This window comes from Bradyrhizobium septentrionale (assembly GCF_011516645.4).
Classification (GTDB): domain Bacteria; phylum Pseudomonadota; class Alphaproteobacteria; order Rhizobiales; family Xanthobacteraceae; genus Bradyrhizobium; species Bradyrhizobium septentrionale.
In genome coordinates, this window is record NZ_CP088285.1 from 6571174 (window position 1) to 6594485 (window position 23312).

The 23312-nt window shown below is 61.7% G+C and carries 19 protein-coding genes; 4 read left to right on the plus strand and 15 right to left on the minus strand.

The genetic code is table 11. The annotated features are described in order from the left end of the window. Positions 1 to 6 precede the first annotated feature (6 nt). The 4 genes from HAP48_RS32910 to HAP48_RS32925 form a co-directional block, all read right to left on the minus strand. Positions 7 to 2160, minus strand: coding sequence for a type I secretion system permease/ATPase (locus tag HAP48_RS32910; protein WP_166204022.1), 2154 nt, complete (start codon positions 2158 to 2160; stop codon positions 7 to 9). Positions 2161 to 2431: 271 nt separating this feature from the next. Continuing rightward, the gene (locus tag HAP48_RS32915; protein ID WP_166204023.1) at positions 2432 to 4144 is read right to left on the minus strand and encodes a TolC family outer membrane protein; all 1713 of its coding nucleotides are present in this window, start codon (positions 4142 to 4144) and stop codon (positions 2432 to 2434) included. Between the two features lie 265 nt (positions 4145 to 4409). Further along, positions 4410 to 4865 (minus strand): hypothetical protein, encoded by a 456-nt coding sequence (locus HAP48_RS32920; RefSeq protein WP_166204024.1) that lies wholly within the window; start codon positions 4863 to 4865, stop codon positions 4410 to 4412. 145 nt (positions 4866 to 5010) lie between these two features. After that, complete coding sequence (locus HAP48_RS32925; protein WP_166204025.1) at positions 5011 to 5547, minus strand: LabA-like NYN domain-containing protein; 537 nt, start codon at positions 5545 to 5547, stop codon at positions 5011 to 5013. Positions 5548 to 6317: 770 nt separating this feature from the next. Here HAP48_RS32925 and HAP48_RS32930 point away from each other — a divergent pair. Then, the gene (locus HAP48_RS32930) at positions 6318 to 6884 is read left to right on the plus strand and encodes a hypothetical protein (RefSeq protein ID WP_166204026.1); all 567 of its coding nucleotides are present in this window, start codon (positions 6318 to 6320) and stop codon (positions 6882 to 6884) included. Between the two features lie 272 nt (positions 6885 to 7156). Here the strand turns inward: HAP48_RS32930 and HAP48_RS32935 are convergent, their stop codons facing one another. From HAP48_RS32935 to HAP48_RS32945, 3 genes are all read right to left on the minus strand, one after another. Next, entirely contained in the window at positions 7157 to 7666 is a 510-nt protein-coding gene (locus tag HAP48_RS32935; RefSeq protein WP_166204027.1) for a hypothetical protein, read from the minus strand. Positions 7667 to 7671: 5 nt separating this feature from the next. Continuing rightward, positions 7672 to 8298, minus strand: a complete 627-nt coding sequence (locus HAP48_RS32940) for a hypothetical protein (protein ID WP_166204028.1) — start codon at positions 8296 to 8298, stop codon at positions 7672 to 7674. A gap of 127 nt (positions 8299 to 8425) precedes the next feature. Then, positions 8426 to 9193 (minus strand): hypothetical protein, encoded by a 768-nt coding sequence (locus HAP48_RS32945; protein WP_166204029.1) that lies wholly within the window; start codon positions 9191 to 9193, stop codon positions 8426 to 8428. A gap of 278 nt (positions 9194 to 9471) precedes the next feature. On the opposite strand from HAP48_RS32945, the gene HAP48_RS32950 reads away from it, so the two are divergent. Beyond that, the gene (locus HAP48_RS32950) at positions 9472 to 9657 is read left to right on the plus strand and encodes a hypothetical protein (RefSeq protein ID WP_166204030.1); all 186 of its coding nucleotides are present in this window, start codon (positions 9472 to 9474) and stop codon (positions 9655 to 9657) included. 604 nt (positions 9658 to 10261) lie between these two features. On the opposite strand, the gene HAP48_RS32955 is transcribed toward HAP48_RS32950, so the two are convergent. The 4 genes from HAP48_RS32955 to HAP48_RS32970 form a co-directional block, all read right to left on the minus strand. Next, a complete protein-coding gene (locus tag HAP48_RS32955) occupies positions 10262 to 12277 on the minus strand; it encodes an HlyD family type I secretion periplasmic adaptor subunit (RefSeq protein WP_224496715.1) in 2016 nt (671 codons plus the stop codon). 158 nt (positions 12278 to 12435) lie between these two features. Continuing rightward, positions 12436 to 14319 (minus strand): tetratricopeptide repeat protein, encoded by a 1884-nt coding sequence (locus HAP48_RS32960; protein ID WP_224497096.1) that lies wholly within the window; start codon positions 14317 to 14319, stop codon positions 12436 to 12438. Beyond that, complete coding sequence (locus HAP48_RS32965; protein ID WP_224496716.1) at positions 14228 to 16498, minus strand: peptidase domain-containing ABC transporter; 2271 nt, start codon at positions 16496 to 16498, stop codon at positions 14228 to 14230. Before HAP48_RS32965 ends, HAP48_RS32960 begins: the two co-directional genes overlap by 92 nt. Positions 16499 to 16725: 227 nt before the next feature. Beyond that, positions 16726 to 17103 (minus strand): hypothetical protein, encoded by a 378-nt coding sequence (locus HAP48_RS32970; RefSeq protein ID WP_166204031.1) that lies wholly within the window; start codon positions 17101 to 17103, stop codon positions 16726 to 16728. 82 nt (positions 17104 to 17185) lie between these two features. Here HAP48_RS32970 and HAP48_RS32975 point away from each other — a divergent pair, with 82 nt between their 5' ends. Next, positions 17186 to 17620, plus strand: coding sequence for a hypothetical protein (locus tag HAP48_RS32975; RefSeq protein ID WP_166204032.1), 435 nt, complete (start codon positions 17186 to 17188; stop codon positions 17618 to 17620). A gap of 623 nt (positions 17621 to 18243) precedes the next feature. Here the strand turns inward: HAP48_RS32975 and HAP48_RS50215 are convergent. Further along, positions 18244 to 20133, minus strand: a complete 1890-nt coding sequence (locus tag HAP48_RS50215) for a hypothetical protein (protein WP_275949192.1) — start codon at positions 20131 to 20133, stop codon at positions 18244 to 18246. Positions 20134 to 20269: 136 nt separating this feature from the next. On the opposite strand from HAP48_RS50215, the gene HAP48_RS32985 reads away from it, so the two are divergent. Further along, positions 20270 to 20563 (plus strand): hypothetical protein, encoded by a 294-nt coding sequence (locus HAP48_RS32985; protein ID WP_175612230.1) that lies wholly within the window; start codon positions 20270 to 20272, stop codon positions 20561 to 20563. A gap of 205 nt (positions 20564 to 20768) precedes the next feature. Here HAP48_RS32985 and tnpC read toward each other — a convergent pair whose 3' ends face one another. Genes tnpC through tnpA form a run of 3 tightly spaced genes read right to left on the minus strand, consistent with a single transcriptional unit; the run spans position 20769 to position 23221 of the window. After that, on the minus strand, positions 20769 to 22433 hold the full coding sequence (gene tnpC / locus HAP48_RS32990) for an IS66 family transposase (RefSeq protein WP_166204034.1): 1665 nt from the start codon (positions 22431 to 22433) through the stop codon (positions 20769 to 20771). 45 nt (positions 22434 to 22478) lie between these two features. After that, positions 22479 to 22826 (minus strand): IS66 family insertion sequence element accessory protein TnpB, encoded by a 348-nt coding sequence (gene tnpB / locus HAP48_RS32995; protein ID WP_028182053.1) that lies wholly within the window; start codon positions 22824 to 22826, stop codon positions 22479 to 22481. Further along, a complete protein-coding gene (tnpA, locus tag HAP48_RS33000; protein WP_028182054.1) occupies positions 22823 to 23221 on the minus strand; it encodes an IS66-like element accessory protein TnpA in 399 nt (132 codons plus the stop codon). Before tnpA ends, tnpB begins: the two co-directional genes overlap by 4 nt. Between the last annotated feature and the right edge of the window lie 91 nt (positions 23222 to 23312).

Here is a 23312-nt window from a genome sequence, read left to right on the forward strand (position 1 = left end):
TGCTCGTTATGCAGATTTCGGCTGGATCGTATTCTCCGGCGACGGAGCCGCGGACGCGGGCCTTCCCTGCAGCAGGGCGAGCACCTTGTCGCGGGGGCCGTCGGCAACCAGATGGCCATTGTCAAACAGCAGTAGCCGATCGACCATGTTCAGCAATGACAAACGATGGGTCGAGATGATGATGGTCATGCGATCATCCTGGAGCCCTTTGAGCCGCTCAAGGAATTCCTGTTCGCTGCGAATGTCGAAATGCGCGGTCGGCTCGTCGAGGAAGAGCACGCGAGGCTTGCGGATCAGGACGCGCGCGAGCCCGATGGCCTGCTTCTGGCCGCCCGACAGGCTGCGGCCGCCTTCCGAGATCGGCATGTCATAGCCCATCGGATGGCCGGCGATGAAGCTCTCGACGCCGGAGAGCCGCGCGGCGAGCAGGACTTCCTCGTCGGTCGCTTCCGGCTTGCCGAGGGCGATGTTGTCGCGCAGCTTGCCGAAGAACAGGTCGGTATCCTGCATCGCAAAGCCGATGCCGGCGCGCAGATCCGAAGGATCGTATTGCCGGGAGTCGACGCCGTCGACCAGGATACGGCCTTCCTTCGGCTCGTAGAATCCGAGCAGCAACCTGCCGACCGTGGTCTTGCCCGATCCCACCCGGCCGATGATGCCGATCCGTTCTCCGCCCTCGATCTTGAAGCTGACCTTTTCGAGCGCGTTGCCCGGCGCGTTGGGGTAGGCGAACGACACGTTCTCGAAGGCGACCTTGCCGTCCTCGATCCGTCTCGCGACATAGGATCGCGTCGGCGAACGTTCCCGCTCGATCGACATGATCCGGTCGATCGCCTTGAGGGCCGATATCGTCTGCGTTCCTTTGGTGATGATAGAGGCTATTCCGGCGATCGGTGCCAGGACGCGGGCGGCGAGCATGTTTGCGGCGACCAGCGCGCCGACGCTGAGCTTGCCGTCGAGGATCAGGAAGATGCCGACGATGACGAGCAGCAGGCTGGTGATCTGCTGGGCGGTGCTCGCACTCGTCAGCGACAGCGACGACCAGAAGTGAACGTCCTCACCCGAACGGGCGGTCGCTGCGACCGAACGCTCCCACAGGGTCTGCATGCGGGCCTCGGCGCCGGTCGCGCGGACGGTTTCGAGGCCCGACAGGGACTCGACGAGCACGCCGTGACGCGCGGCGGATTCGGCCTGCAGACGCTTCATGGCGCGATCGAGCGGCCGCTGCAGCAGGAAGCCGATGAGCATGACGACCGGGAGCATGATCAGCGGGATCCAGGCCAACGGCCCGGCGATGACGAACAGGACCCCGACGAAGAGGACGGCAAAGAGCAGGTCCGTCGCCGAAACCACGCTTCCAGACGTGAAGAATTCGCGCACCGAGTCAAAGTCCCGGAGCTGATTGGCGAGGATGCCCACGGAGGTCGGCCGTTGCGCCATCTTCACTGCCATCACATGCTCGAAGATGTTGGCGGCCAGCACGACGTCGATGGTCTTGCCGGTCACGTCGATCATGCGACTCCGGACCATGCGGAAGATGAAATCGAACAGGATGCCGAGCCCCATGCCGATCGAGAGGGCGATCAGCGAGGGGATCGCGCCGTTGGGGATGACGCGGTCATAGACGCTCATCGTGAACAGCGGCGTCGCCAGCGCGAGGATGTTGGTCAGAAAGGCGGCGATCGCGATGTGGCCGTAACTCGGCCAATGCGTCTTGACCACCGACCAGAACCAGTGGCTCCTCGGGATGTCTCCGGCGGCGACGGTGCGCGCATCGGCGTGCGCAGAACTTCTCACCAGGAATGCGTATCCGGTGTAGTCGGCGGCGAGCGAGGCGAGTTCGACGGCGCGCGGGCTGTTCGGCGTCTCAGGATCGACGATCTTGATGGTCTTGTTCGCCGTGTCCACGCCCAGAAGGATGAGCGCCGTGCCGTTCTTCATGATGAGGACAGCCGGCAGCACAAGCGCAGGAATATCCGAAATGTCGCGCTTGACGGCCTCGGTCTCCAGGCCCGCGCGTCTGGCCGCACGGTCATAGAGCGAGACGGACAGGCGTCCGTCCGTGATCGGCAGTCCGCCGAGCAGAGCTTCGCGGCTCACCGCGCGGCCGTGATAGGCGGCAAGATAGGTCAACGACGCGCTGAGGGGATCGTCGCCCAATGCGCTCGGCCGACTTGTCGCGGCAGGCTTTGAAGTTGATTCATCCGGCGAGGGGCGGCCGGCGTCAGCCGCCGGGCTGGGAGTTCGCAATAACAATTCGAAACCTCGACAACCAAAATGGAAATGCAGAAATCACGCATTCAAAGATTTCGTGCAGGCTACAACAAACGGCGAACAAAATCAGCGAAACTTGCTTTAAGTATTAATACGGAATCGGAAGGGCCCCGTTTGGGGCCCTTCCGGCAGTCCCTGATTTTGGTTAGCGGGGCTTCTACCGAGCGGAACTCGGGAAGGCCGACAGCAGCCAGTGGGGCTTTGTCGACGCATAGGAGCTCGCGTTCGCCGTGACCGACGGATCCGCGTAAATGACGTTCGGGCCGTCGCTCGCGCTCTTCTGCTGCTGCATCCATTCCGAAGACCCGGGCACGGCCGCGGTCGTCGTCGAGCCGGTCCAGCGGTCGGCAAAACCGACATCCTTACCGACCTCCTTGGGCTGGGCCGCCGCATAGGTCTTGCCGGGACGGGCTACGGGGGCCGGGACGCCGACATGCAGCGGTTCGGAGCCCGTTTGCGGCACGTTCACGCGAAGGGTGGGGAACGAGTAGCGGGGCAGGCCAATCGATAGCATGTCCGTGGGGGCCGCATCGACTGGTGGCGGAGCCTTCAGATACTCGATCAAGGTCCCCATCGCGGCCAGCAGCTGGTAGTCGGCGAAAACGACGATGCTGCGGGCGGAGGTGAGCGAGACCGATGCGTTGAAGAACTGGTTCTGCGCGTTCAGCAGGTCGATCAGCGAGCGCTGGCCGAGCTCGTATTCCTTCTGGAAGGCCGCGATGGTCTTGCGGTCCGCTTCCAGCTGGCGTGTTAGGGCCGCGATGCGCGTGGCCGTAATAGTACGGGCATTCCACGCCTTGTCGATCGATTCATATGCATCGCGTTGCAAGCGGGCGTGGCGCATGGTGGCTTCGGTAAAGCGCTCGGCCTTCTCCGACCTGTTCCAGGCATCCTGGCCGCCGCGGAAGATGTCCCAGGACATCACCACCTTGCCGCTGTAGTCCTCATGCGTAACGGCGGGAGTTCCGGGGGCCGCCACGTAGGGGTATGAGTTGTCGTAATGGGTTGCCCGTCCCTCGAGATAGAACTTCGGGCCGAACGTTCCGTCCGTGGCCTTGAACGCATGCTTGGCGGCGTCGGCGTCGGACTGTGCCGCCGCAATCGTCGAATTGAACCGCAGGGTGGTCGCGAGCGCCTCGTCGCGGCTGTTCGGCAATCCCGCAAGAGGGGCGGGGAAGCGAACATTGATCGGCTCGAGGCCGACCGTCTTGCGGTACTTCGCCTTGGCGTCTTCTAGGCTGCGCTGGAATTCGGCGAGTGCCGCACGGGCGGCTTCGACGCGCTCCCGCGCTTGCTCCAGGTCGCCTTCGCCGGCGCGGCCACCCGAGAAGCGGGAGTTCACGTTTGCAAAGATCTTCTCGTGATTGGCGACGTTTTGCTGGGCAAGGCTCACCAAGCGGATGTAGCGCACGACGTCCATGTAACCTTCGGCGGCGTCGAGCGCCAGCAGCTCGGTTCGTTCCTTGACGCGGGAGGCGGCGGCATTCACGCGAGCGGTCTGACGCCAGACGTCATAGATCGACGAAAAGCCATCCCACAGCAGCTGGCGCACCACCACCGATTCCTGGCTGCCATTGCGCCACGGTCCTGCACCCACAACCGGTGCCGACTGAATGTTCGGGCTGATGAAGTTCGGCGATTGGTCGAACTTTTCCGGACCGTAGCTGGCGTCAACGCGCACCTGCGGCAGCAGCGTGCTCTGGGTTTGCCTCAGCTCGCTTTCCGTCGCCCGCCGGTTCGCCGAAGCCTCGCCAACACCCGGGTTGGTCTGCATGGCCTGGCGCAAAGCATCGTTAACGGAAAAAACCTCGGCACATGCTGGCGTTGCCGCCAGGCAAAGGCACGCAATGACCGTGTATGCCGATCTCATTCTCCCGCCCCCACTCACAAAGATATTACGTAGAATCTGGGAAGGCTAACAAAGGACGGTTCCGCCACCTATGACATTTCAGCCACACAGCGGCTCTAAGTGGGAGAGTCATCGGGTGCCGATAAACGATCGATCTCAAGATTTCGATTAAAATTCAACATTTTGGCTGTGGTCACGGAGAACCCCGATGGTTGCCCAGTAGCAACACCGGACATCCGGAACAGAAAGGTCAGTTAAGTTTGTCTTACCCGGCCGCCGGCCCGAGCTACTGCTCGTGACAGGTCGCGAGGTAGGTTGCGACCAAGGGCGGGGCCTTGGGGTCTGACGAGGGACCGCCCAGGCGGCTCGTCAGCCTGTAGAGCGACTTGCTGGCAAAATAGAACCGGAAGATCTCGGCTGTGGATTCGTCCACGCGGGTCGCAAAGATCGACGCAGCCGTACGTTGAGCGGCGGCAAAGACATAGGTCGTGAGCTTGGCTCCCTTGCCCTCCATCGCGACCGACGTTCCCCACGTGACCGACAGGGTTTGGCCATCGATCACGACAGCAGGCCGGACCGCATCCAGATCGTCATCGATCCACTGGACGTCACTACCTTTGCCTGAGGGGCCAAGCTCGACCCGTTTGCCGTGCGGCGTGTCGCAGGTGAATTTTGAAGGCTCAGCTATCGCTGCGCTTGCCGTCGCAACGAACAACAACAGGCAGCCGACCGACCTCCACATTGGCCTTCCCTCTGATTGCTTTGGTTGGAGTGATACTGATGTCGCCGCCCGGCTTGCGCAACTCGGGGATGTACGGACGCGCCCGGCAGAGCCTGCGCTGCGGCTTCCGGGCGATGCCGGCGGGGGCGTCTGAGGGGCCGCGACTTCACTCTGGCGCGATCGGATGCGGCGGACGCTCGATCGATGCCCTGAGGCTGTCGAGTTCGACGAAGACATCGGCGTGCCTGCGAAGCTCGTCGGCGATCATGGGAGGTTTCGTTCGAATGCTGGAAACGACCGTGACACGGACGCCCATCCGCCTGACAGCTTCGACGACGGCCCGCAAGTCGCCATCGCCGGAGAACAGGAATGCGTGGTCGATGCGGTGGGCGATCTCCAATGCATCGACCGCGAGATCGATGCCGATGCTGCGCTTCATTCGCCGCCGTCCATCGCCGTCGTCGTGCTGCTTGGCTGCCTTTCTCCTGACCGCATAACCGTTGTAGTCGAGCCAATCCACCAGCGGCCGAAGGCTGCTGAACTCGTCATCGTCTCGCACGACCGTGTAGAAGTATGCGCGGACGATCTGCCCATGCTTGCCGAACTCCGCGAGCAGTCGCCGGAAATCAACTTCAAAACCGAGTTGCTTGACGGTGGTGTGAAGATTCGCGCCGTCGATAAAAAGTGCAATACGATCGGTCATCTCGAACCCCATGACGCCCGGATCAGCTGCTGTACGCTTTGGTTCTTGAAATACCTTGAGCGCGTGGTGACGCGCCCTGATTGAAATGACTGATCCTAGAGCAATGACTAGGTCGGGAAAAAGCGGAAATTTTGAACACCGGGGGTATCATGCTGGTCATGCGCTCGTTGATAAGATGCGGTCGAGGCGACGCGATTGGCCGTCGCATGCAGTCGAAATGGTTGTCGTCGAGCAGGGATGCCGACGTCCGCGCTTGCGTTGGAGCGCGGGTGTACGTTCGGGCAGCGGTGAAGAATCGTCTGCCATAGCGCTTCGTTTGTGGCGCTCCGTTGGCATCGGCGGCAATAACCGCTCGCGCAATTCCGATCTTGATATCAGCATCATCAGAATGAATGGGTGCTTACGTCTTCGGCCGAGCGCCGCCGTCGACGTGAGCCAATGGTGCAGCGCAACGGTGCTGTCGAGCTGCCGCGCCGGTGCGCACAAGGTGTCGATTGCGTCAGGCGCAAGCTTACGTCTAAAATTGATCGAGTGTACCGGCGCCATTTCGCGCCGATGCGATATTTCGAGATACTACTTTTTTGCAAGCACAAGTTTTCGCCGTTTCGAATTTCGCCGCAGGGAAGAGGGCGGTTTTTGCATCCCCCGATTGCACAGGCCGTTTGTTGTTGCTGGCGGGGGTGGGTGAGCGGCGGCGTGTCCATTGCGCCGTCCGAACAGGTCTTCTCGCCCCTCGCCGATAGCGACAGGTCGGGATCGATCCATCGCTCATGATCGAGGATCGGGATGGGGAGGCTTGGGACGGGAAGGCTTGGGACGGGAAGGCGTGGGACGGGAAGGCATGGCCGAAGCGCGCGAGATGCCTCGTCGTCCTTTCGCTCTGCGTCCTGCTGGCCTGTTGCGGGGCTGCGCGCCAGGCCATCGAGGAGGAGGCTGAACCGGCGGCGATCAACCCGACGCCGGTCAGCCTGAACGGCGCGCTCGCGGATTGCCGCAGCGCCTTCCCGGATCAGATCGCGCAGGCGGAGGCGAGGGCGTCCTGCGTGATCAAGGCGACGGAGCTCGCACGGCCGCTGCTTCCGTTTCCCGAATTGCTCGATCGGGAAAATGCCCTGCGCAAGGCGTTGGCAGGGCAGGTTCAGGCCAGGACAATGTCCCTGCTCGAGCGAAACGTGCAGATCCAGAAGCTTCATTCGCAGCTGCTCGAGGAAGAGCGCAGCAGGCAATCGGCAGCGCCGGCCGACGCCGGCAAGCCGCCGCTGGCGGTCGCGCAGTGGCGACAATCGAACCCGGAGAGTTGCGGGCGGCTCGGAGGGGATTCCGGGACGTGTTACTGAAGCATTCGATGCAAGCCGTTTTCTGACCGTGCAGTGAAAGTTTGCACCGTCGATGAAGAGCGCAATACGGTCCGTCATCTCAGTCCCCATGACGCCGCATCGTTCGTTTTGCGCTTGGTTTTGGACGCTTTTTGAGTGTATCGCGGGACCGGCGTGTCGCAACCAAGGTCTATCTATCGGATCGGCGTTTGAGATGGGCACACCTTCCCTAACCAGAAAGGCAATTTACAGGGTGTGCTTGATGCAATTTTAGTACGCCATATCGGCAGCCTTCAGCCTTTCGTTGATTCTTTCGTCGTTGAGGTTACGACAGCGCGCTCACTATCATTGCTGGCACGCCGGTCCTCTAAGCTACTGCCTTCTCTCGAAGATTTCGTTTGGGTTCGTTCTGCCGAATTTTCGATATCACCTCTGTCGCGGGCGGACCTCTTCTCAACGATGTTTTTTCTCAATTTTGAATCCGAGCGCTGCGAGTAGCGTTCTAGCGCCGCGAGGCGTCGAAGCGCCGTATGCAGTGCATCGAGATCCTGGGATCTCGACAAAATATCAACCTCGTTGAGGGCCTTGACGTGTTCAACCTCGATCTGGCGGAGACGCTGACACATCGCATCAACGGAGGCGTCATCGGTCGATGCATCGCCGTCGGTGCTAGCAATGGTAGCCGCGGCCAAGCCATGGCGAAGCGCGTTCATCCTCGAACGCGCCTTGCCTTCCTGACTGCGCGGGCCACGACTTTTCGCGCCGTTGCGCCTGTTCGCCGCGATCTGCCGTTGCGATGCCATTTCGCTTACTTCATCGATGCCTGCGACTGGCCGGAAGCCTTGACAGCGATGGCCTTCTCTGCTGCCAAGCGCAGGGCCCGCGCGTTGGCTTTGGAGGCTCTCTCCAGATCATCCAGAAACTTATCCAGACGCTTCTGTGCCGAAACGATCAGGCGCTCGATGGTTGCCAAGGCGGGCAATGCCAGTTGGAAGGCTTCGACCTCCAGCGCGTTGGGCGGGAAGCCGGCGTTCTCAATCATTTTCATCATGGCCGGTCGGGACGCGGAGTCATTGAACCACGCCGCAGCAAGCTTACCTGCGTCCGATTTCGCAATCGCCTCAGCCAGACTCGGTGACGCCATGCGCACCTGAATTTTACAGAGCAAGGACTCCAACGCCGCCCGCTCGTGGCTGCGCAGCACGCCGATCTTCATGTGCTGGTAGCGCAGGACGTCCCAGGTCAACACCGTGGCCTGATACACTGCCAAATAATCGCGAGAATTCTGGGGTTTGCCATAATCCTCGAGGCTGTCAAACAGCTGGTTGAAGTCCTTCGCGTTCTCGTGGGGCAGCAATTGCGGGGTGTCGAGATGACGCTTCAGGACATCCAGCGGATAGCGCTCGTTGTCTCGGGCAGATTTATTGTCGCTCATGGCGGCTCCTCGAATGCACGGAATTTGTGCTGAGTATCGAGGAACAGGAGCTGAATGGATTCTGCGAGGGGCCGGTTGTGGGAACAATCGGGTGGTGTGGAAAAACTCGGGGTGGCGTGCTGTGGATCTAGCTGGCGGGGAAATCGTTGGTGATGAGGCGGACGATTGTCTCGGTAGTCACCGGCGCAAGTTGTTCTTGGCGGAGGTATGCGCGCAGCGGTTTCAAAACAAGCTCAAGAAAATCGTAGACCGGACCGCCTTCCACGTGGACCAACTTGCCCTGGCGCATAATCGGCTGCCGCCGCCGGCGAACCGATTGCCCGCTGCGGCGAAAAATCTCGCCCAATTGGTCAGCTAGAATCTGATCTGCCCGATTGTACTTCCGACCCGCTTTGCGCTTTTTCTGCAACGAAACGAGGGCAGCGCGTGCTGCCTTCGCAATGTTCAAGCCAGTCGGTTGTTCGACTTGTCCAGGGAAGGCCGCAACTTGGTCTCCCCATACGTCCCGCCAATGCGTTCCTGGGGGCTCGTCGCCGCGCTGATAGTCACACGCCATTGCCCACTCGACAGGGGCTGGAAGCTCGCGGGGGAAGAAGAGGTCGGGGTTTTTCGAAACTTTCAGAAGGGTAGCGGCGAGTACACCGACGGGCATAGTGGCGGACGCCGCCGCCGCAACCGTCAGCGCGCTGGCTATTTGACGTAATTCCTCTGCTTCGTCTGTCGTTGGAATCGCGTCTGAATTCTCTTCCGGGGGCGGCAGATCGTGTTCGGCGTAGAATCCAAGAGCCGTCAAGATGGACACCCGATCCAGGCACAGCCCCAGATAGATCTGATCGAATGCGGCTCCCCACGGAGATTTAGGTTCGATCAATTGCGGCTTCGAAAGGGTTGGCATCAATGCGCTCCATCAGAATTGACAACCTATCGACCGAAGTTTTTTTATCGAGTCACAATAATGAGTGCGTTTCATTCTTCCCAGCTGCCATCGCACCAAAGCCGCTCCGGCCTTTTCTTTTTGGTGGCGATCTTGGCTGAAATCGAAAGAGAACCTGCGGTCGATCTGCAATGAGTTGCGCTCCAAGAAACTCCCGTAAAACAACGGGGCCCCGCGGCTCGTTCTCCAAGAAGAACGCCTTGCGTAAGGCGTTGGCAGGGCAGATTCAGGCAAGGACAATGTCCCTGCTCGAGCGCAACGTGCAGATCCAGAAGCTTCATTCGCAGCTCCTCGACGAAGAGCGCAGCAGGCTATCGGCCGCGCCGGCCGACGCCGGCAAGCCGCCGCTGGCGGTCGCGCAGTGGCGACAATCGAACCCGGAGAGTTGCGGGAGGCTGGGAGGGGATTCCGGGACCTGCTTCTGAGACCGCGCGATGTTTGGCGGTTAGGCATACTCGAGAGCCGCATTGTGGGCCTGCTCGAAATTGTGGAACGGGAAACTATGTAACTCGCCCGGCAAATTACGCTTGGCAAAAAAGGACTTGATGAAATCCTTGGTACCGTCGTCGAGCCAGTGTCGCCAATCACCAGCAATCGACGTGACCTGCCACGGCGCTCAGACAGCGCTCGAGGTTCGCCATCTCGTTCTCGACGATCGTGTTGAGACAGAGTGTCTTGGGTTTCGTCATCGGCGGTGATCAGTCAGTGATATAAAGCATTCGCCGGGCCGCGCTGGTTTCCAGGCTGATGGAAACAACAAGATGCCACAAGCTGCATTTGCCTTCTTGATGATGGCTTATTCCTCTGCGGGAGCATTCAGGTAATAGGGCTCAAACCGACATCGAGATCCGTTTGCTGCATGTTGGAAAAGTGCGCTGGAGTCATGTCTGCAGGCGTCGAATGTCTGGCTTTACGACGCACCAGTTCCCCAGACAAATTTGAGATACGATGATGGCTGCATTGTGCAGCCTTTGGAAACAAGCGTCGTGGCGCCACCATCTTCGGCATTGCTCGGTGAGCCAATCAAAATCAGGGTTCCCGCATTCCCTCGAGGCCTACCGGCAATACTCGGGAAAACAGATAGGTCAGCAATGTCCGTGCACCCGCCTTGATGTCGGCAGTGACGGTCATGCCTGGCTTTAGCTGGAAGCCTCCGGGCACCCCATACACCTTGAGCTGATCAATGGCCACGCGCGCCTTGTAGAAAACCGCTGCGCTATCACTTTGTGTGACGACCGTCCCACGCTGCGTATCTTGCCCTCCGCTGAAGCTATCGGGGCTGATGAAGCGGACAGTCCCCTCGGCCAAGCCGTATTGGACGAAGGGGAACGTGTCGAATTTGATCGCAACCTTCTGTCCGGCGTGAACGTAACCGGCATCGCCGGTGGCGATACGCATTTCTACCTCAAGCGGCGCATCGCTCGGTACGAGCGTGATCAGCGGCTCGCCGGATTGCAGCACCGAGCCGACCGAGACCTTAGCCACGCTAAGGACCACGGCGTCCTGGTCGGCGCGTAAGTCAACGAGTTCGCGCCGAAGTGTTGCCTTGCGCAGGCTTTCAGTGGCATCGCTCAGGCTGCGCCTGCGCAACGTAAGTTCCTCGCTGATCTTCGCCTTCCACTGCTGTTCGTAACCGTCGCGCTCGGCGACAAGCTGATCGAGGTCGCGGTGGGCACGCTCGGCTGCACCCGTGGCGTCAGTCAAGTTGCGTTGCATCTCGATCGCTTGGTCTTCCGCGATCAGGCGGTTCACCTGGCTGCCAACCTGCAGCCGTTCGAGCTCGCGTCGCTTCGACTCAAGCACACTCGCGATCCGATAGCGCTGACCGAACGCTTCGACGTCGTGCTCGGCGCGGGTTATCTGCGCCTGAAGCCCGCTGAGCTTCTGGTTGTAGCTCTCAATTTGATAGCGATACTGCGCCTGGCGCTGGCCATACATTGCAACCTGCAAGACCGTTGAGGTGTCAGCGCTCGTTGGCTGGTACGGCGTCCCGGAAGCTTCCGCCGTAAGCCGGTCGACCTCGGCCTGGAAGCTCTTCACCTGTGTCTGCAGCGCACTTACATCGGCCGACGAGAAGGTCGGGTCGAGGCGCGCCAGCAACTCTCCGGCGCGCACGGTCTGGCCCTCGCGCACGTTGATCGCGCGCACAATAGCAGTCTCGAGAGGCTGTACGACGTTGGTCGCCTGAAGTGACACGACTCGTCCCGAGCCGGTTACGACCATATCAATCGGGAACAAAGCAGAGACCGCCATCGAGGCGATGATCGCCGACACAGCTGTCCAGAGCATGCTCCGCGCGGCAGGCTTGAGCGGTGCTTCGACAAGCGCTGCAGTCGGAGACTCAAATTCGAGTAGCGCCGCCGGTGGTGCGTCAACTTTGCTGCGCTCGCTAAACAGTCGGTTTATGGCGGGGACCGTCAACGCCATGGCCCTCGGAATTGGGGTCCAGCGAATGCTCTGGGCGGCGGACTTGGCGAGGGCTTTTCGCACGGTGCCCGGAGACTTGAGGTCTTGTGACGGCACTGCGGATGCCGTGCCCCATCTGCGAACGCCAAACAAACTGAAGCGCCTGCGCGAAAGCGATAGCACCCGTGACGGATTCGAAAGCTGAGCTGCAGCCGACGTCGTTTCAATTTTTGCGTGGGGCACTACCGACAGTGGGAAGGCTACTGCTTGCGTGCGGCGCGCTATTGTCGCCTGATCACTGTACGGAGAGGGCGCTTGTTCGTTCTGGGTTACCGCAATCGCGGCCGGTGCCGGTGATTGAGCTGGATGGTGAGCGCCGTCCGCGATACGCCTACTCGGCAACGCCCGAGGCGTTTGGGGTGGATGCCCGCGGCTTCGGTCAGCCTCTACCTTCTGAATGGCTTCCTCAAGGGCAAGCCGCTCACATATCAGCTCTGGCTTCGTGAGCGGCGGATTTCGGTTGCGTGAATGACGGATGAAAGCAGAGCGAGTGCGCTCATAAAGTTCTTGCCGAGCTTCGCCCGTGTTGGGCTCGAGAGCAGCGACGGCCTTGTCGATGAGCGGGTAATACTTCGTCATTCAAAACCTGATATCGAGTTAAAATCTTCGCCTGGAGCTAGGCCAACCGAACGCGTCTAGGTCAGTCAGTGTTTCTCCCCGTTCACGCAGGTTCGAGCCATCTGATTGTCGCAAACCTGCCGTCGATTTCGTACCCACCTCACGACAGCCTCAATCGGCTATGCAACTGAGCAACTTCCCTCTGGATCACGGACCTGTCCGCTCGGTTCTTTGGCAAGACGCGTCAATTCAAGTGTCGCTTCGGTTACCCCTTGGGCCTCAGCCGCCTCGAACCAGGGCCGTGCTTCAGCAAGATTAGTCCGGCCGGCAGCGTCGCCAAGGAGATATCGGCCAAACATCAGTTGCGCCCTCGGATGGCCGCGCTGCGCCGCGTCGCGGAACCAGCGCCGCGCCAGGTCACGATCTGCCGCAATATCATAACCGCCGTGATAAAGCGCACCAAGCGCGAACATCGCCCCAGCATGGCCCTGTTCAGTCGCCTTCTCGAATAGCGCGCGTGCGCCGGGATGATCGGCCGGTCCGCCTTGGCCGTTTACAAGCATCTCACCGAGTAGGACTTGCGCGTCGACGATCCCGGCGTCGGCGGCGCGCCTGAGCCAGGCTCGGCCCTCGACGGTGTTTTCCGGGACACCTCGGCCTTCAATCAAGATCCGACCATACCAGTACTGGGCAGTTGGGACACCCACCGCGGCACGACGCAGCCACATTGCGGCCTTAGTATCGTCCCGCTCGATCCCGATGCCTTCAGCAAAGCAGACGGCGAAGTTGAAGGCGGCGATGAGGTCACCCGTTTCGGCGGCCCGTTCGAACCAATGACGAGTCTTCGCTTGATCGCCGGACGTGCCGCTGCCGCGAAGCACGAGATTCGCAAAGTCGACTTTCGACTGTTCGTTGCCGAGCTCAATTGCGCGCTCCAGCCAGAAAGTGGCGAGGTCCGAATCGCGGCCGACGGCGGTGCCGATGGAGTAGAGCTGACCCAGTGTTCTCGCAGCTGGCGCGTAACCTCCTTCAGCGGCGCGCTCGAGCCAGGCTACTGCTTCAACATAGTTAGGTGGCAACTCACCTCCGCGTGCGTACAGCAGGCCAACTCGAGCGGCCGCTTCCGCATCGCCGGCAAGTGCGGCCCGGCGCAGCCATGTTTCGCCTTCGACCAAGTCACGCTCGATACCGTGACCATTGACGAGGGCAACGCCCAAGCGCCTTTGTGCGAGGCGTACGTTCTTGTTGGCGGCGCGACGATACAGCTCGAGCGCTCGAGTCAAGTCAGCTCTCACGCCTATACCGAATTCGGTGAGCGCAGCGATCAGATAAAGAGCCGTCGGAATACCGGCCGATGACGCCTTCGCAATTTGTTCAACCGCCTCTCTTTGCGTCCGCTCGTCCTGTGCCCTGCGAAGCAGGGCGAGACCAAGGCCGAGGCATCCTTGAGGACAGCCGGCTTCCGCGGAGCGCGCGTACCAGCGCTCAGCTTCCGGCTCATCGGTGATGGAATCGGGACCGGAAGTTAGAATATACGCGAGAAGCGCCTGGCCTTCGGCCGAGCCGCCGTCGGCGGCGCGTCGCGCCCAGTTGAGGGCCGCTAGGAAATCTGGCCCGCCACTTTCATCGTCTATAAAGAGAGCCGCGCTCTGCTCAGGGACGATCGATCCTTCGACATACAATAGGGCGACGAAAAACTGGGCGTCTGCCGAACCTCCTTCCGCAGCGCGTTGAAGCCAGCGTGCCGCCTCTGAGGTCGCTTGTGGCACGCCGGTGCCTTCGAGGTAGCATCGTCCGACCCGATACTGCGCTTCGATACAGCCACCGCGGGCGGCGTAGGCAAGTTGATGGAAGCCTTCGACGGCCCGGCCTGACTCAAGAAGCTCAATCCCCAGTCGGGCGCGGGCTGACGTTGAGACCGGTGCAATCAGACGATCAACGAAACTCATCCTGTCGCCTTGCGTGGTGCGCTTACTCTCGTGCCGCAGAGGATTTAAGCGAACGCGGGCGCCCACCCTCCAAATGCCGGTGTTGCTGCTGCCAGAGCTGTCGATAAACGGCACAGCGTTCAAGTAGCTCTTCGTGTGGGCCGATATCGACGACCTTACCCCTTTCTAAGACGAGGATCTGATCGCAATCGACCAGCGAGGATAACCGATGCGAGACGATGATCATCGTCCGGCCTTTGGCGATACGCAAAAGGTTGGCGTTGACAAGTGCCTCGCTCTCGGGATCGAGCGCGCTCGTCGCCTCGTCCAAGATCAGAAGGCGCGGATCGGAAACGAGTGCGCGTGCGATGGCAAGACGCTGGCGCTGTCCTCCCGATAGATTGGACGAAGTTTCCTCAATCCAGGTCTCGTACCCCCGCGGCAGCCGCTCGATAAACTCCTCGGCACCCGCCAGGCGGGCCGCCTGCATAGCATGCTCCAGGGTTAAGCCAGGCCGGCTGGCAATGATGTTATCCCGCACAGTGCCACGAAACAGGAAGTTGTCCTGCATGACTACGCCAAAGCTGCTGCGCAGGTGCGTTAGATTGATCTCACGTAGATCGATGCTATCGATTTTAAGGTAACCGTTGTATTCGCGGTTAATGCCCTGCAGCAGGCGAGCGATCGTCGATTTTCCCGATCCGCTCCGACCGACGAGCCCGAGCATGGTGCCTGCCGGAATCTCAAATGAGACACGGTCAAGCGCCGGCACCGTGGATCCTTGATAAGTAAAGGAGAGATCCTGGAAGGCGATCGCGCCCTCAAATTTCGGTCGAAGCCCGTTCCGCATTGCCGCCGTTTCCGTTGGGTGGTTGAGCACATCAGCCACCTCACTCACCGAAAGGCGAACTTCCTCGATATCTTGCATCAGTTTTGCGAGGCTAATGAGCGGGCTTGCTACTCTAGCGCCGAGCATTAAGAACGCGATAAGAACACCACCGGTAATTCCGGTGCTGCCCGGCGGCCACGCAACAAGAAGATAGCAGCCAACGAGTAGAACCCCGCGATTGATGAATGCCTCGATTGGGTTCACGATGGTCTGCGCGACATTCGAGATGCGTCCCGCGTCGAGGCGCGCTTGGCCGGCCTCGGCCACGCGCGCGTCCCACTCCTCATTGCGTACCCTTTCGATTGCAAGGGACTTGACCGTCCGCATGCCGTACACGGTCTCGACAAGTACGGAGTTCTTGCGGTTTTCAGCTGTCACGAGCCGCGCAAAAACCCGCCGTATCGCGGGCAAGAATGCCAATACCACGAGAGCAACGACGGCAGACGCTGCAAGGACCAACCAGGCGAGCGTAGCGCTCATCCAGAACAGGAACGGCAGCAGTGCGATCAGCGTGAATATGTCGAGAAACGTGCTGACGAGCTTGCCGGTGAAGAAACTGCGAATGTTGAAGATTTGGCCAACTTTGCGAGCTGTCTCGCCGGTCGGGTGGCGCTCGAAGAAGTCCATTGGCAGTGCAAGCAGCCGCCGGAACACATGCATTCCCAACCGCGCGTCGATCCGCGTTGCAGTGACCTCAATGATTTCGCGACGCGCATAGCCAAGCAGCGTGTCGTAGGCCGTGACGAGGATCAGTATGAGCGAGATCATACCCAGCGTCGACATGGCCTGATGCGTAATCACCCGATCGATCGCGACCAGGATCAGGAAAGGCGGCACGATTTGCAAGACACTTAAGCTTATTGAGGCGACGGCGATCTCGCGCAGATTGCGGCGCTCTTCCAATACGCGATACATCATCCACGAAAACGAGAACGGCTCCTCGTCGGCAGCAGCGCCTCGCTCACGCCGCACGAGCAGTACGTCTCCGCGCCAGACGTTGGCGAGGCGAAGCTCATCGACGGCAACGGGCTTTTCACCGGGACGGTTTGGATCCTGGACAGATACCGTTCCAGCATTGGCATCGCGCGAGACCACGATGCCCGCACCACCATCGGATAACAGTAGCACTACTGGGGTGTCCGACTGCATGCGGATCAGGTGACGCCATCGGAGACGCGTCGCCTTTGCCCATAGACCACCTTCGCGCGCCCATGTGACAAGAGCGGCGGGAGATGGCACCTCGCCGGGCAGAGCGCGCAACGCCTTGCGATCGAGTTCAACGCCGTGGTGCTGGGCGACAAAGATAAGTGCGTCTACTCGTGGCTTAGCCGCATCACGCTTCTCTTTTCCGACGGAGATGCCGCCAGGCGCGGGCCTTGCCTCGCGGAACTCTTCCGAAACTTGGAGGTCAAACTCCGGCTCCACGTAACGCCCCCACTTTCGATCTGTTGGATAAGGATTCATCTCTCCGCGGCAACGTGCGAATAAGCGTATCGCCGCGCACAACAGCCGCGCATCCTCGATCTGCGGGCGATGATGGTATCACTCGTCCGGCATTTGGCAAACGCTAGACGGCAGCGAGACTCGAGTCGTCGCGCTACCGCGTTGGCATCCCTCTATCTTCGTCTAGCCGTGGTTGCTCGATGTCACGATCATCCGGCCGCCGCGTGTTCCAACGTGCTGTTTGCGACTGGCTGGTCACCTGGCTCATCCGAAAATTCCGGGGTAATCAAAAAGGGGGAAGTACCCCCGGCGCGGATCGACGAGATCTTGTGACTTTGCTGGTTGGCGCTCTTGTCCGATGAACATCCGACAAAGAGGCAGGCGAGCACAGTTCCATCGGTTTGTTCGTCATTTTTCATTGAGATAGTCGGGAATGCCGGTGCACGAATAACAGAAATAGATTTCGTAAGACGATTGCAGAAAGAATGGGCAACAAACAAATCGCCGCCGAAAGCAAGCCTTCGTCGGACGTGGAACTTGCTTCCGCGTGTCGTGCGTTCGATCGTGATCGACTCTGCGAACAACATAGGTCAATTGACTCTACGCATTCCTGCGTGTTGGCTGCGCCGATTCCACCTGCCGGGCTCCTTGGCTTTCCGGAGTGTTTTGATGAAAAGCAATTTTGGCACCACCAGCGAACTCCGTAAGGGAAATGACAACACTGACGGAGCGAGAGGACCGGTGGGAGGGTATGGCTTCGTAGAGGTCGTCGGACGAGCTCATGCAAGCAGCAACGTCGAGATTCGAATTCAGCGCGGCGACGATGAATTCGTCATCCTCGGGACGACAACTACTCTACCGCTAACGGATCCGTTCCTGCAGCCGGTGGCGACGCCGGATGCGAGCAACAGGTTTGCTTTCAGAACCGGCGTTCAACCCGGGACTTACAGTTTTGAGGTGCGGCTTCAAGGCGCATCACTGGAAGCAGCATCTAACCTGGCTTTGACGGATCTCGTTTCGGCGAAGAAATACTCTTTCGAAGAGGGCAGCGGAGGTACCGGGCGCTTCGTCACGCACGACGTCACTGTCACGGCAGCCGCCTAATTGGTGAGATTCTGGTTGCGTCACTTCCCCCAACTGAGCGTCGCTTAAAACTATCCGGATGGCTTACATTTTGAGCCATTTGAAGCGGAATGGGTGTTGTCTTTGACGCACCTGGATTTGGAATAGGAAGCACTTTCGAAGCACGAAGAAATTAGCCGTTCGAGGCAGAAAAAATAGCCCGCGAGCATAGAGCGTTTTGCCGCGTCTGAGCGACCGGCAGCCGCCGAAGTTTTGGACGTCGTATCACGCCAATTGAACGTTGCGTAACTCCAGCCAATAGAGATCCGAGCGATGGCAGCCCTTGGCATCATCACCGTTACCGGCACCATTAGTGGGACCAGCAATCAGGCCGTTTATATCTACTACAGGGATGCCAGCATTAGCGGCACCAACACGACCGGCTGGATATTGCTTGGATCGACAACGCCAGAAGCGTCTGGTGATCCGCTCAATACCGATGGGGATCAGGATTTTTCTTTCACGGTCGCACTCCCCGCAGGCAACTGGGACTTTGGTGTCGCGGAAGCGACGGGCTCGAACCTGACAGCTCTGCAGATCACCGATAGCAATGGTACGACCTTTACTAACTTTTCGACCGGGTCGAGCAGCGGAAATAGGTCGTACTATGTAACCGAAGGCGTGACCGTCAGCATTGCGAGTGGTGCCACCGGCGCTACTGGCGCGACTGGCGCGACCGGGGCCACAGGCGCGACCGGAGCCACTGGTGCGACCGGAGCCACCGGCTCGACAGGTGCGACTGGTTCGACCGGCGCAACGGGCTCGACAGGAGCGACGGGTGCCACTGGCTCCACCGGTGCAACGGGTGCGACCGGCGCCACGGGAGCGACGGGCGCTACCGGCGCAACGGGCTCGACCGGCGCAACCGGGTCGACGGGCGCGACCGGAGCCACCGGCGCCACGGGCTCGACCGGCGCCACCGGTGCAACGGGCTCGACCGGCGCCACGGGTGCAACGGGCGCTACCGGCGCAACCGGGTCCACAGGCGCAACCGGTGCAACGGGTGCGACTGGCGCGACCGGCGCCACGGGTGATACCGGCGCAACCGGTTCGACCGGTGCTACTGGCGCGACGGGTGCCACTGGCGCAACGGGCTCGACCGGCGCCACCGGTGCAACGGGCGCTACCGGTGCAACCGGCTCGACCGGCGCAACCGGTTCAACGGGTGCGACTGGCGCCACGGGTGCAACGGGTGATACCGGCGCAACCGGTTCGACCGGTGCTACTGGCACGACGGGTGCCACTGGCGCAACGGGCTCGACCGGTGCCACCGGTTCAACGGGCGCGACCGGAGCCACCGGCGCCACGGGTGCGACCGGCGCAACAGGTGCAACCGGGTCCACAGGCGCAACCGGCTCGACGGGAGCGACCGGCGCCACGGGTGCAACAGGTGATACCGGCGCGACCGGTTCGACGGGTGCTACTGGCGCGACGGGTGCCACTGGCGCAACGGGCTCGACCGGCGCCACGGGTGCAACGGGCGCTACCGGCGCAACCGGGTCCACAGGCGCAACCGGTGCAACGGGTGCGACTGGCGCGACGGGAGCCACAGGTGCAACGGGTGATACCGGCGCAACCGGTGCTACTGGCGCGACGGGTGCCACTGGCGTAACGGGCTCGACCGGCGCCACCGGTGCAACGGGCGCTACCGGTGCAACCGGCTCGACCGGCACAACCGGTTCAACGGGTGCGACTGGCGCCACGGGTGCAACGGGTGATACCGGCGCAACCGGTTCGACCGGTGCTACTGGCACGACGGGTGCCACTGGCGCAACGGGCTCGACCGGTGCAACGGGCGCTACCGGTGCAACCGGCTCGACCGGCGCAACCGGTTCAACGGGCGCGACCGGAGCCACCGGCGCCACGGGTGCGACGGGCGATACCGGCGCAACCGGTTCGACCGGTGCTACTGGCGCGACGGGTGCCACTGGTGCGACGGGCTCGACCGGTGCAACGGGCGCTACCGGTGCAACCGGCGCAACCGGTTCAACGGGCGCGACCGGAGCCACCGGCGCCACGGGTGCGACGGGCGATACCGGCGCGACCGGTTCGACGGGTGCTACTGGCGCAACGGGTGCCACTGGCGCAACGGGCTCGACCGGCGCCACGGGTGCAACGGGTGCTACCGGCGCAACCGGGTCCACAGGTGCAACGGGTGCGACCGGTTCAACGGGCGCGACCGGAGCCACCGGCGCCACGGGTGCGACTGGCTCGACCGGTGCCACCGGTTCGACGGGAGCTACCGGCGCGACAGGTGCAACTGGCCCGACCGGAGCGACCGGCGCCACGGGTGCGACCGGCGATACCGGCGCGACAGGAGCCACCGGTTCGACGGGTGCGACCGGCGCAACAGGTGCAACCGGCTCGACAGGCGCAACCGGTGCAACGGGTGCGACCGGTTCGACGGGCGCGACTGGCGCGACGGGTGCGACCGGGGCCACCGGTTCGACGGGAGCCACCGGCGCGACAGGTGCAACTGGCGCGACAGGCGCCACCGGCGGCTCAACTGGACCAACCGGCGCCACCGGTGGGCGACACGGCAACAATGGCCTCGGCAATGGCCCGGACGGGGGCGAGACTGGAGCACCTGGCACCGATCCGAGCAACCCGGGTCACGACAAGTCAGCCAAGGTGAGCATCACCAAGGCCGACGTCGCCACCGGGGCCAGTGGGCAGATGACCTTTATCAGCGGCACACCGGGCGACGTTGCCCAGGAACCAAAGGTGAAGCCCACTCTCGCTACCCTTGGTGGGCCTCACGATCTGCAGCCGAGTGACTTCTCGGCGGCGGGCGCGACTGCAACTGGCCCGACGGGCGCGGGCAGCCAAACGCCCGATCCAGAGTCGAAGGCCAAAGGCGGACTGTCTCTCGACGATCCGCATGGGCAAAAGACGGTGGAGAGCGTGTTCAAGCCGCACGGCTAGTCGACACGCGCGACCATGGGAGGAGTGCGACCCGGTTTGCACTTCTCCGCTAATCAGATCGCGCAGGCAGGCGAGGGCGTCCTGCGTGATCAAGGCGACGAAGCTCATGCGGCCGCTGCTGCCGTTTCGTACGCATACGACGAAGGCCGCCTGATTGACGCATGCGCGTGGGCGTGGCGATCTGTAAGATAGCGTTGGGTGAAGGTCAGGCGGCCTGCTGATCGGTGGGGTTGTTGGCTTGCCGCAGGAGCTTCCATTCCCAGGGCAGCAGTTCGCGCAGACGCGAAGTGGGAAGATCGGCGATCCGGGCGAGGACGTCGGCGAGCCAGGCTTTGGGATCGACGTTGTTCAGGCGGCAGGTCGTGATCATCGTCAGCATGATGGCAGCGCGGTCGGCGCCGCGCAGGCTGCCGGCGAAGGTCCAGTTGCGCCTGCCCAACGCGATGCCGCGCAACGCTCTTTCAGCGGCATTATTGCTGAGGCAGATCCTGCCATCATCGAGGAAGCGGGAGAAGTCGTCCCAGCGCCTGAGCATGTAGTTCATGGGCTTCAGGACCTCGGAGGAGCGCGACAGGGTTTCTCGCTCGCGGAGCAGCCAGTCGTGCAAGCCATCGAGAAGCGGCTTGCTTCTCTCCTGGCGTACGGCACGCCGCTCGTCGGCATTGCGGTCGTTGATGGCGCGCTCGATCTCGAACAGAGCGTCAAGACGCCTGACCGCCTCCAGCGCGATCGGGGAGACCGGTTTGCCCTTGCGGCCTTCCCTGGCCGTTTTCTCGATGTCGGCCAGCTCGAAGAATCCCCGCCGCGCATGGGCCAGGCAAAATGCGGGCGTGATCGGCATCGCTTTTCTTTTCGGATCGAACAACGGCTCGAAGCCGCTATAGCAATCCGCCTGCAAGATACCGGCGAAGGCGGCCAGATGCTTCTGGGGATGTTCGCCCCGTCGGTCGCTCGAGGCGTAATAGACCGCCGCCGGCGGCGCAGGCCCGGCGAACGGCTGGTCATCCCGCACATACGTCCAGATCCGCCCAGTCGTGCACTTGCCCTTCGCCAGGATGCGGATGGTGGTGTCGTCGCCATGTAGGCGCTCGGCCGCGAGCACATGGTGCTCGATCAGCTGGAACAGCGGCATAACGGCGAAGGTTCCGTGGCCGACCTGGTCGGCCAGCGTCGACAGCGGCAGATCGATCCTCTCGGCCTTAAAGCGCACGCTCTGACGGTTGAGCGGGATATGCATGCCGAACTTGTCGAACAGGATTGTCGCCAGCAGTTGCGGACCGATGAAGCCACGCGGTGTGGCATGGAACGGCGCGGGCGGCTGGCTGATCTTCTCACAATCGCGGCAGGTGAACTTTTCCCGCACCGTCTCGATCAGCTTGAACCGGCGCGGGATCTCCTCCAACGTCTCGGTCACATCCTCGCCCAGCTTCGCCAGGCGCGATCCGCCGCAGCAGGCGCAGCTCGTTGGCGCCTCAATGACGACCCGCTCGCGTTCGATGTCGTCCGGCCAAGGCTTGCGCACCGGCCGCTTGCGCGTGAAGGCCCGAACGTTCTGTACCTTTGCAGCCGCGGCACGCGCGGCGAGCTCATCCTCACTCGCCATGGTGATGAGTTCTTCGAGCTCCAATTCCAATTGCTCGATCAGCCGCGCCGTGCGCTCGGACCGCGGCCCGTACAGTTCGCGTTTGAGCTTCTCGATCCGCAGTTCGAGATGTGCGATCAACGCTTCGTTGTCCGACAGCTCCGCCCGCGCGCTGGCGGCATCCGCGACTGCGATATCGCGCTCAACTTGCAACGCCTTGCGCTCGGCCAGCAGCGCCATGTAGGCGCTCGCAAGATCCGCAGGAAGATCGTCTGGCTTCGAGCTCATGAAGCCATTGAATCAGATCGAGCAGCAGATTCAAACCCAAAACGGTTATCCGACCCGCGTCGGACGCTGGGTTTCTTGCGGGGTGCGCCAATCGATTCCGGACAACAGATAACTCAACTGCGCCGGCGAGATCGTTACCGTTTCACCGCCAACCGATGGCCAGATGAACCTTCCTCGCTCGAGTCTTTTGGTAAAAAGGCATGCTCCTTGGCCGTCGTGCCAGATCAGCTTCACAAGATCGCTGCGGCGACCGCGGAAGACAAACAAATGACCGCTGAGCGGGTCTTTGTGCAGCACCTCCTGCACTTGGAGCGCCAACGACGGAAAGCCTCGGCGCATGTCCGTGTAGCCTGTCGCGAGCCACACTCGCGCGCCCGTCGGAACCGGGATCATCGGCGGACCAAAGCATCGAGAACGCGACGTAGCGCATCTCCATCAACGTCGCCATCGACCCGGATGCGGTGCCCGCTACCAAGATCAATCTCGATGATGCCCTGGCTCTTGCGTCGACGCGCCGTTGGCGTCAACGGCGCTTCGGCCACCTCCCGCGGTAGCGCAGACGGCCCAATCTCGACCGGAACAAACGGCGCTATGCTCGCTTCGCCGTGCCTGCAAAGCTCCTTACGCCACCTGAACAGCTGGCTCACATGAAGCCCGGCCACGCGAGCCACCTCGGAAACATTGGCGCCGGGCTCGAGCGACGCTGCGACGAGCCGTTCCTTCTCATCCTGCGACCACCGGCGCCGCCGCTCGACCGTTGTGATCACCTCCGCCCTCGAAATCGTCATAGCGCTTCTCCTAGGATTACCCCTAGGACCTGCAGCGCTCGCGCCCATCAAACAAGGCGGCCCTTAGCGGAGGGATACGCCGTTTCCCGAA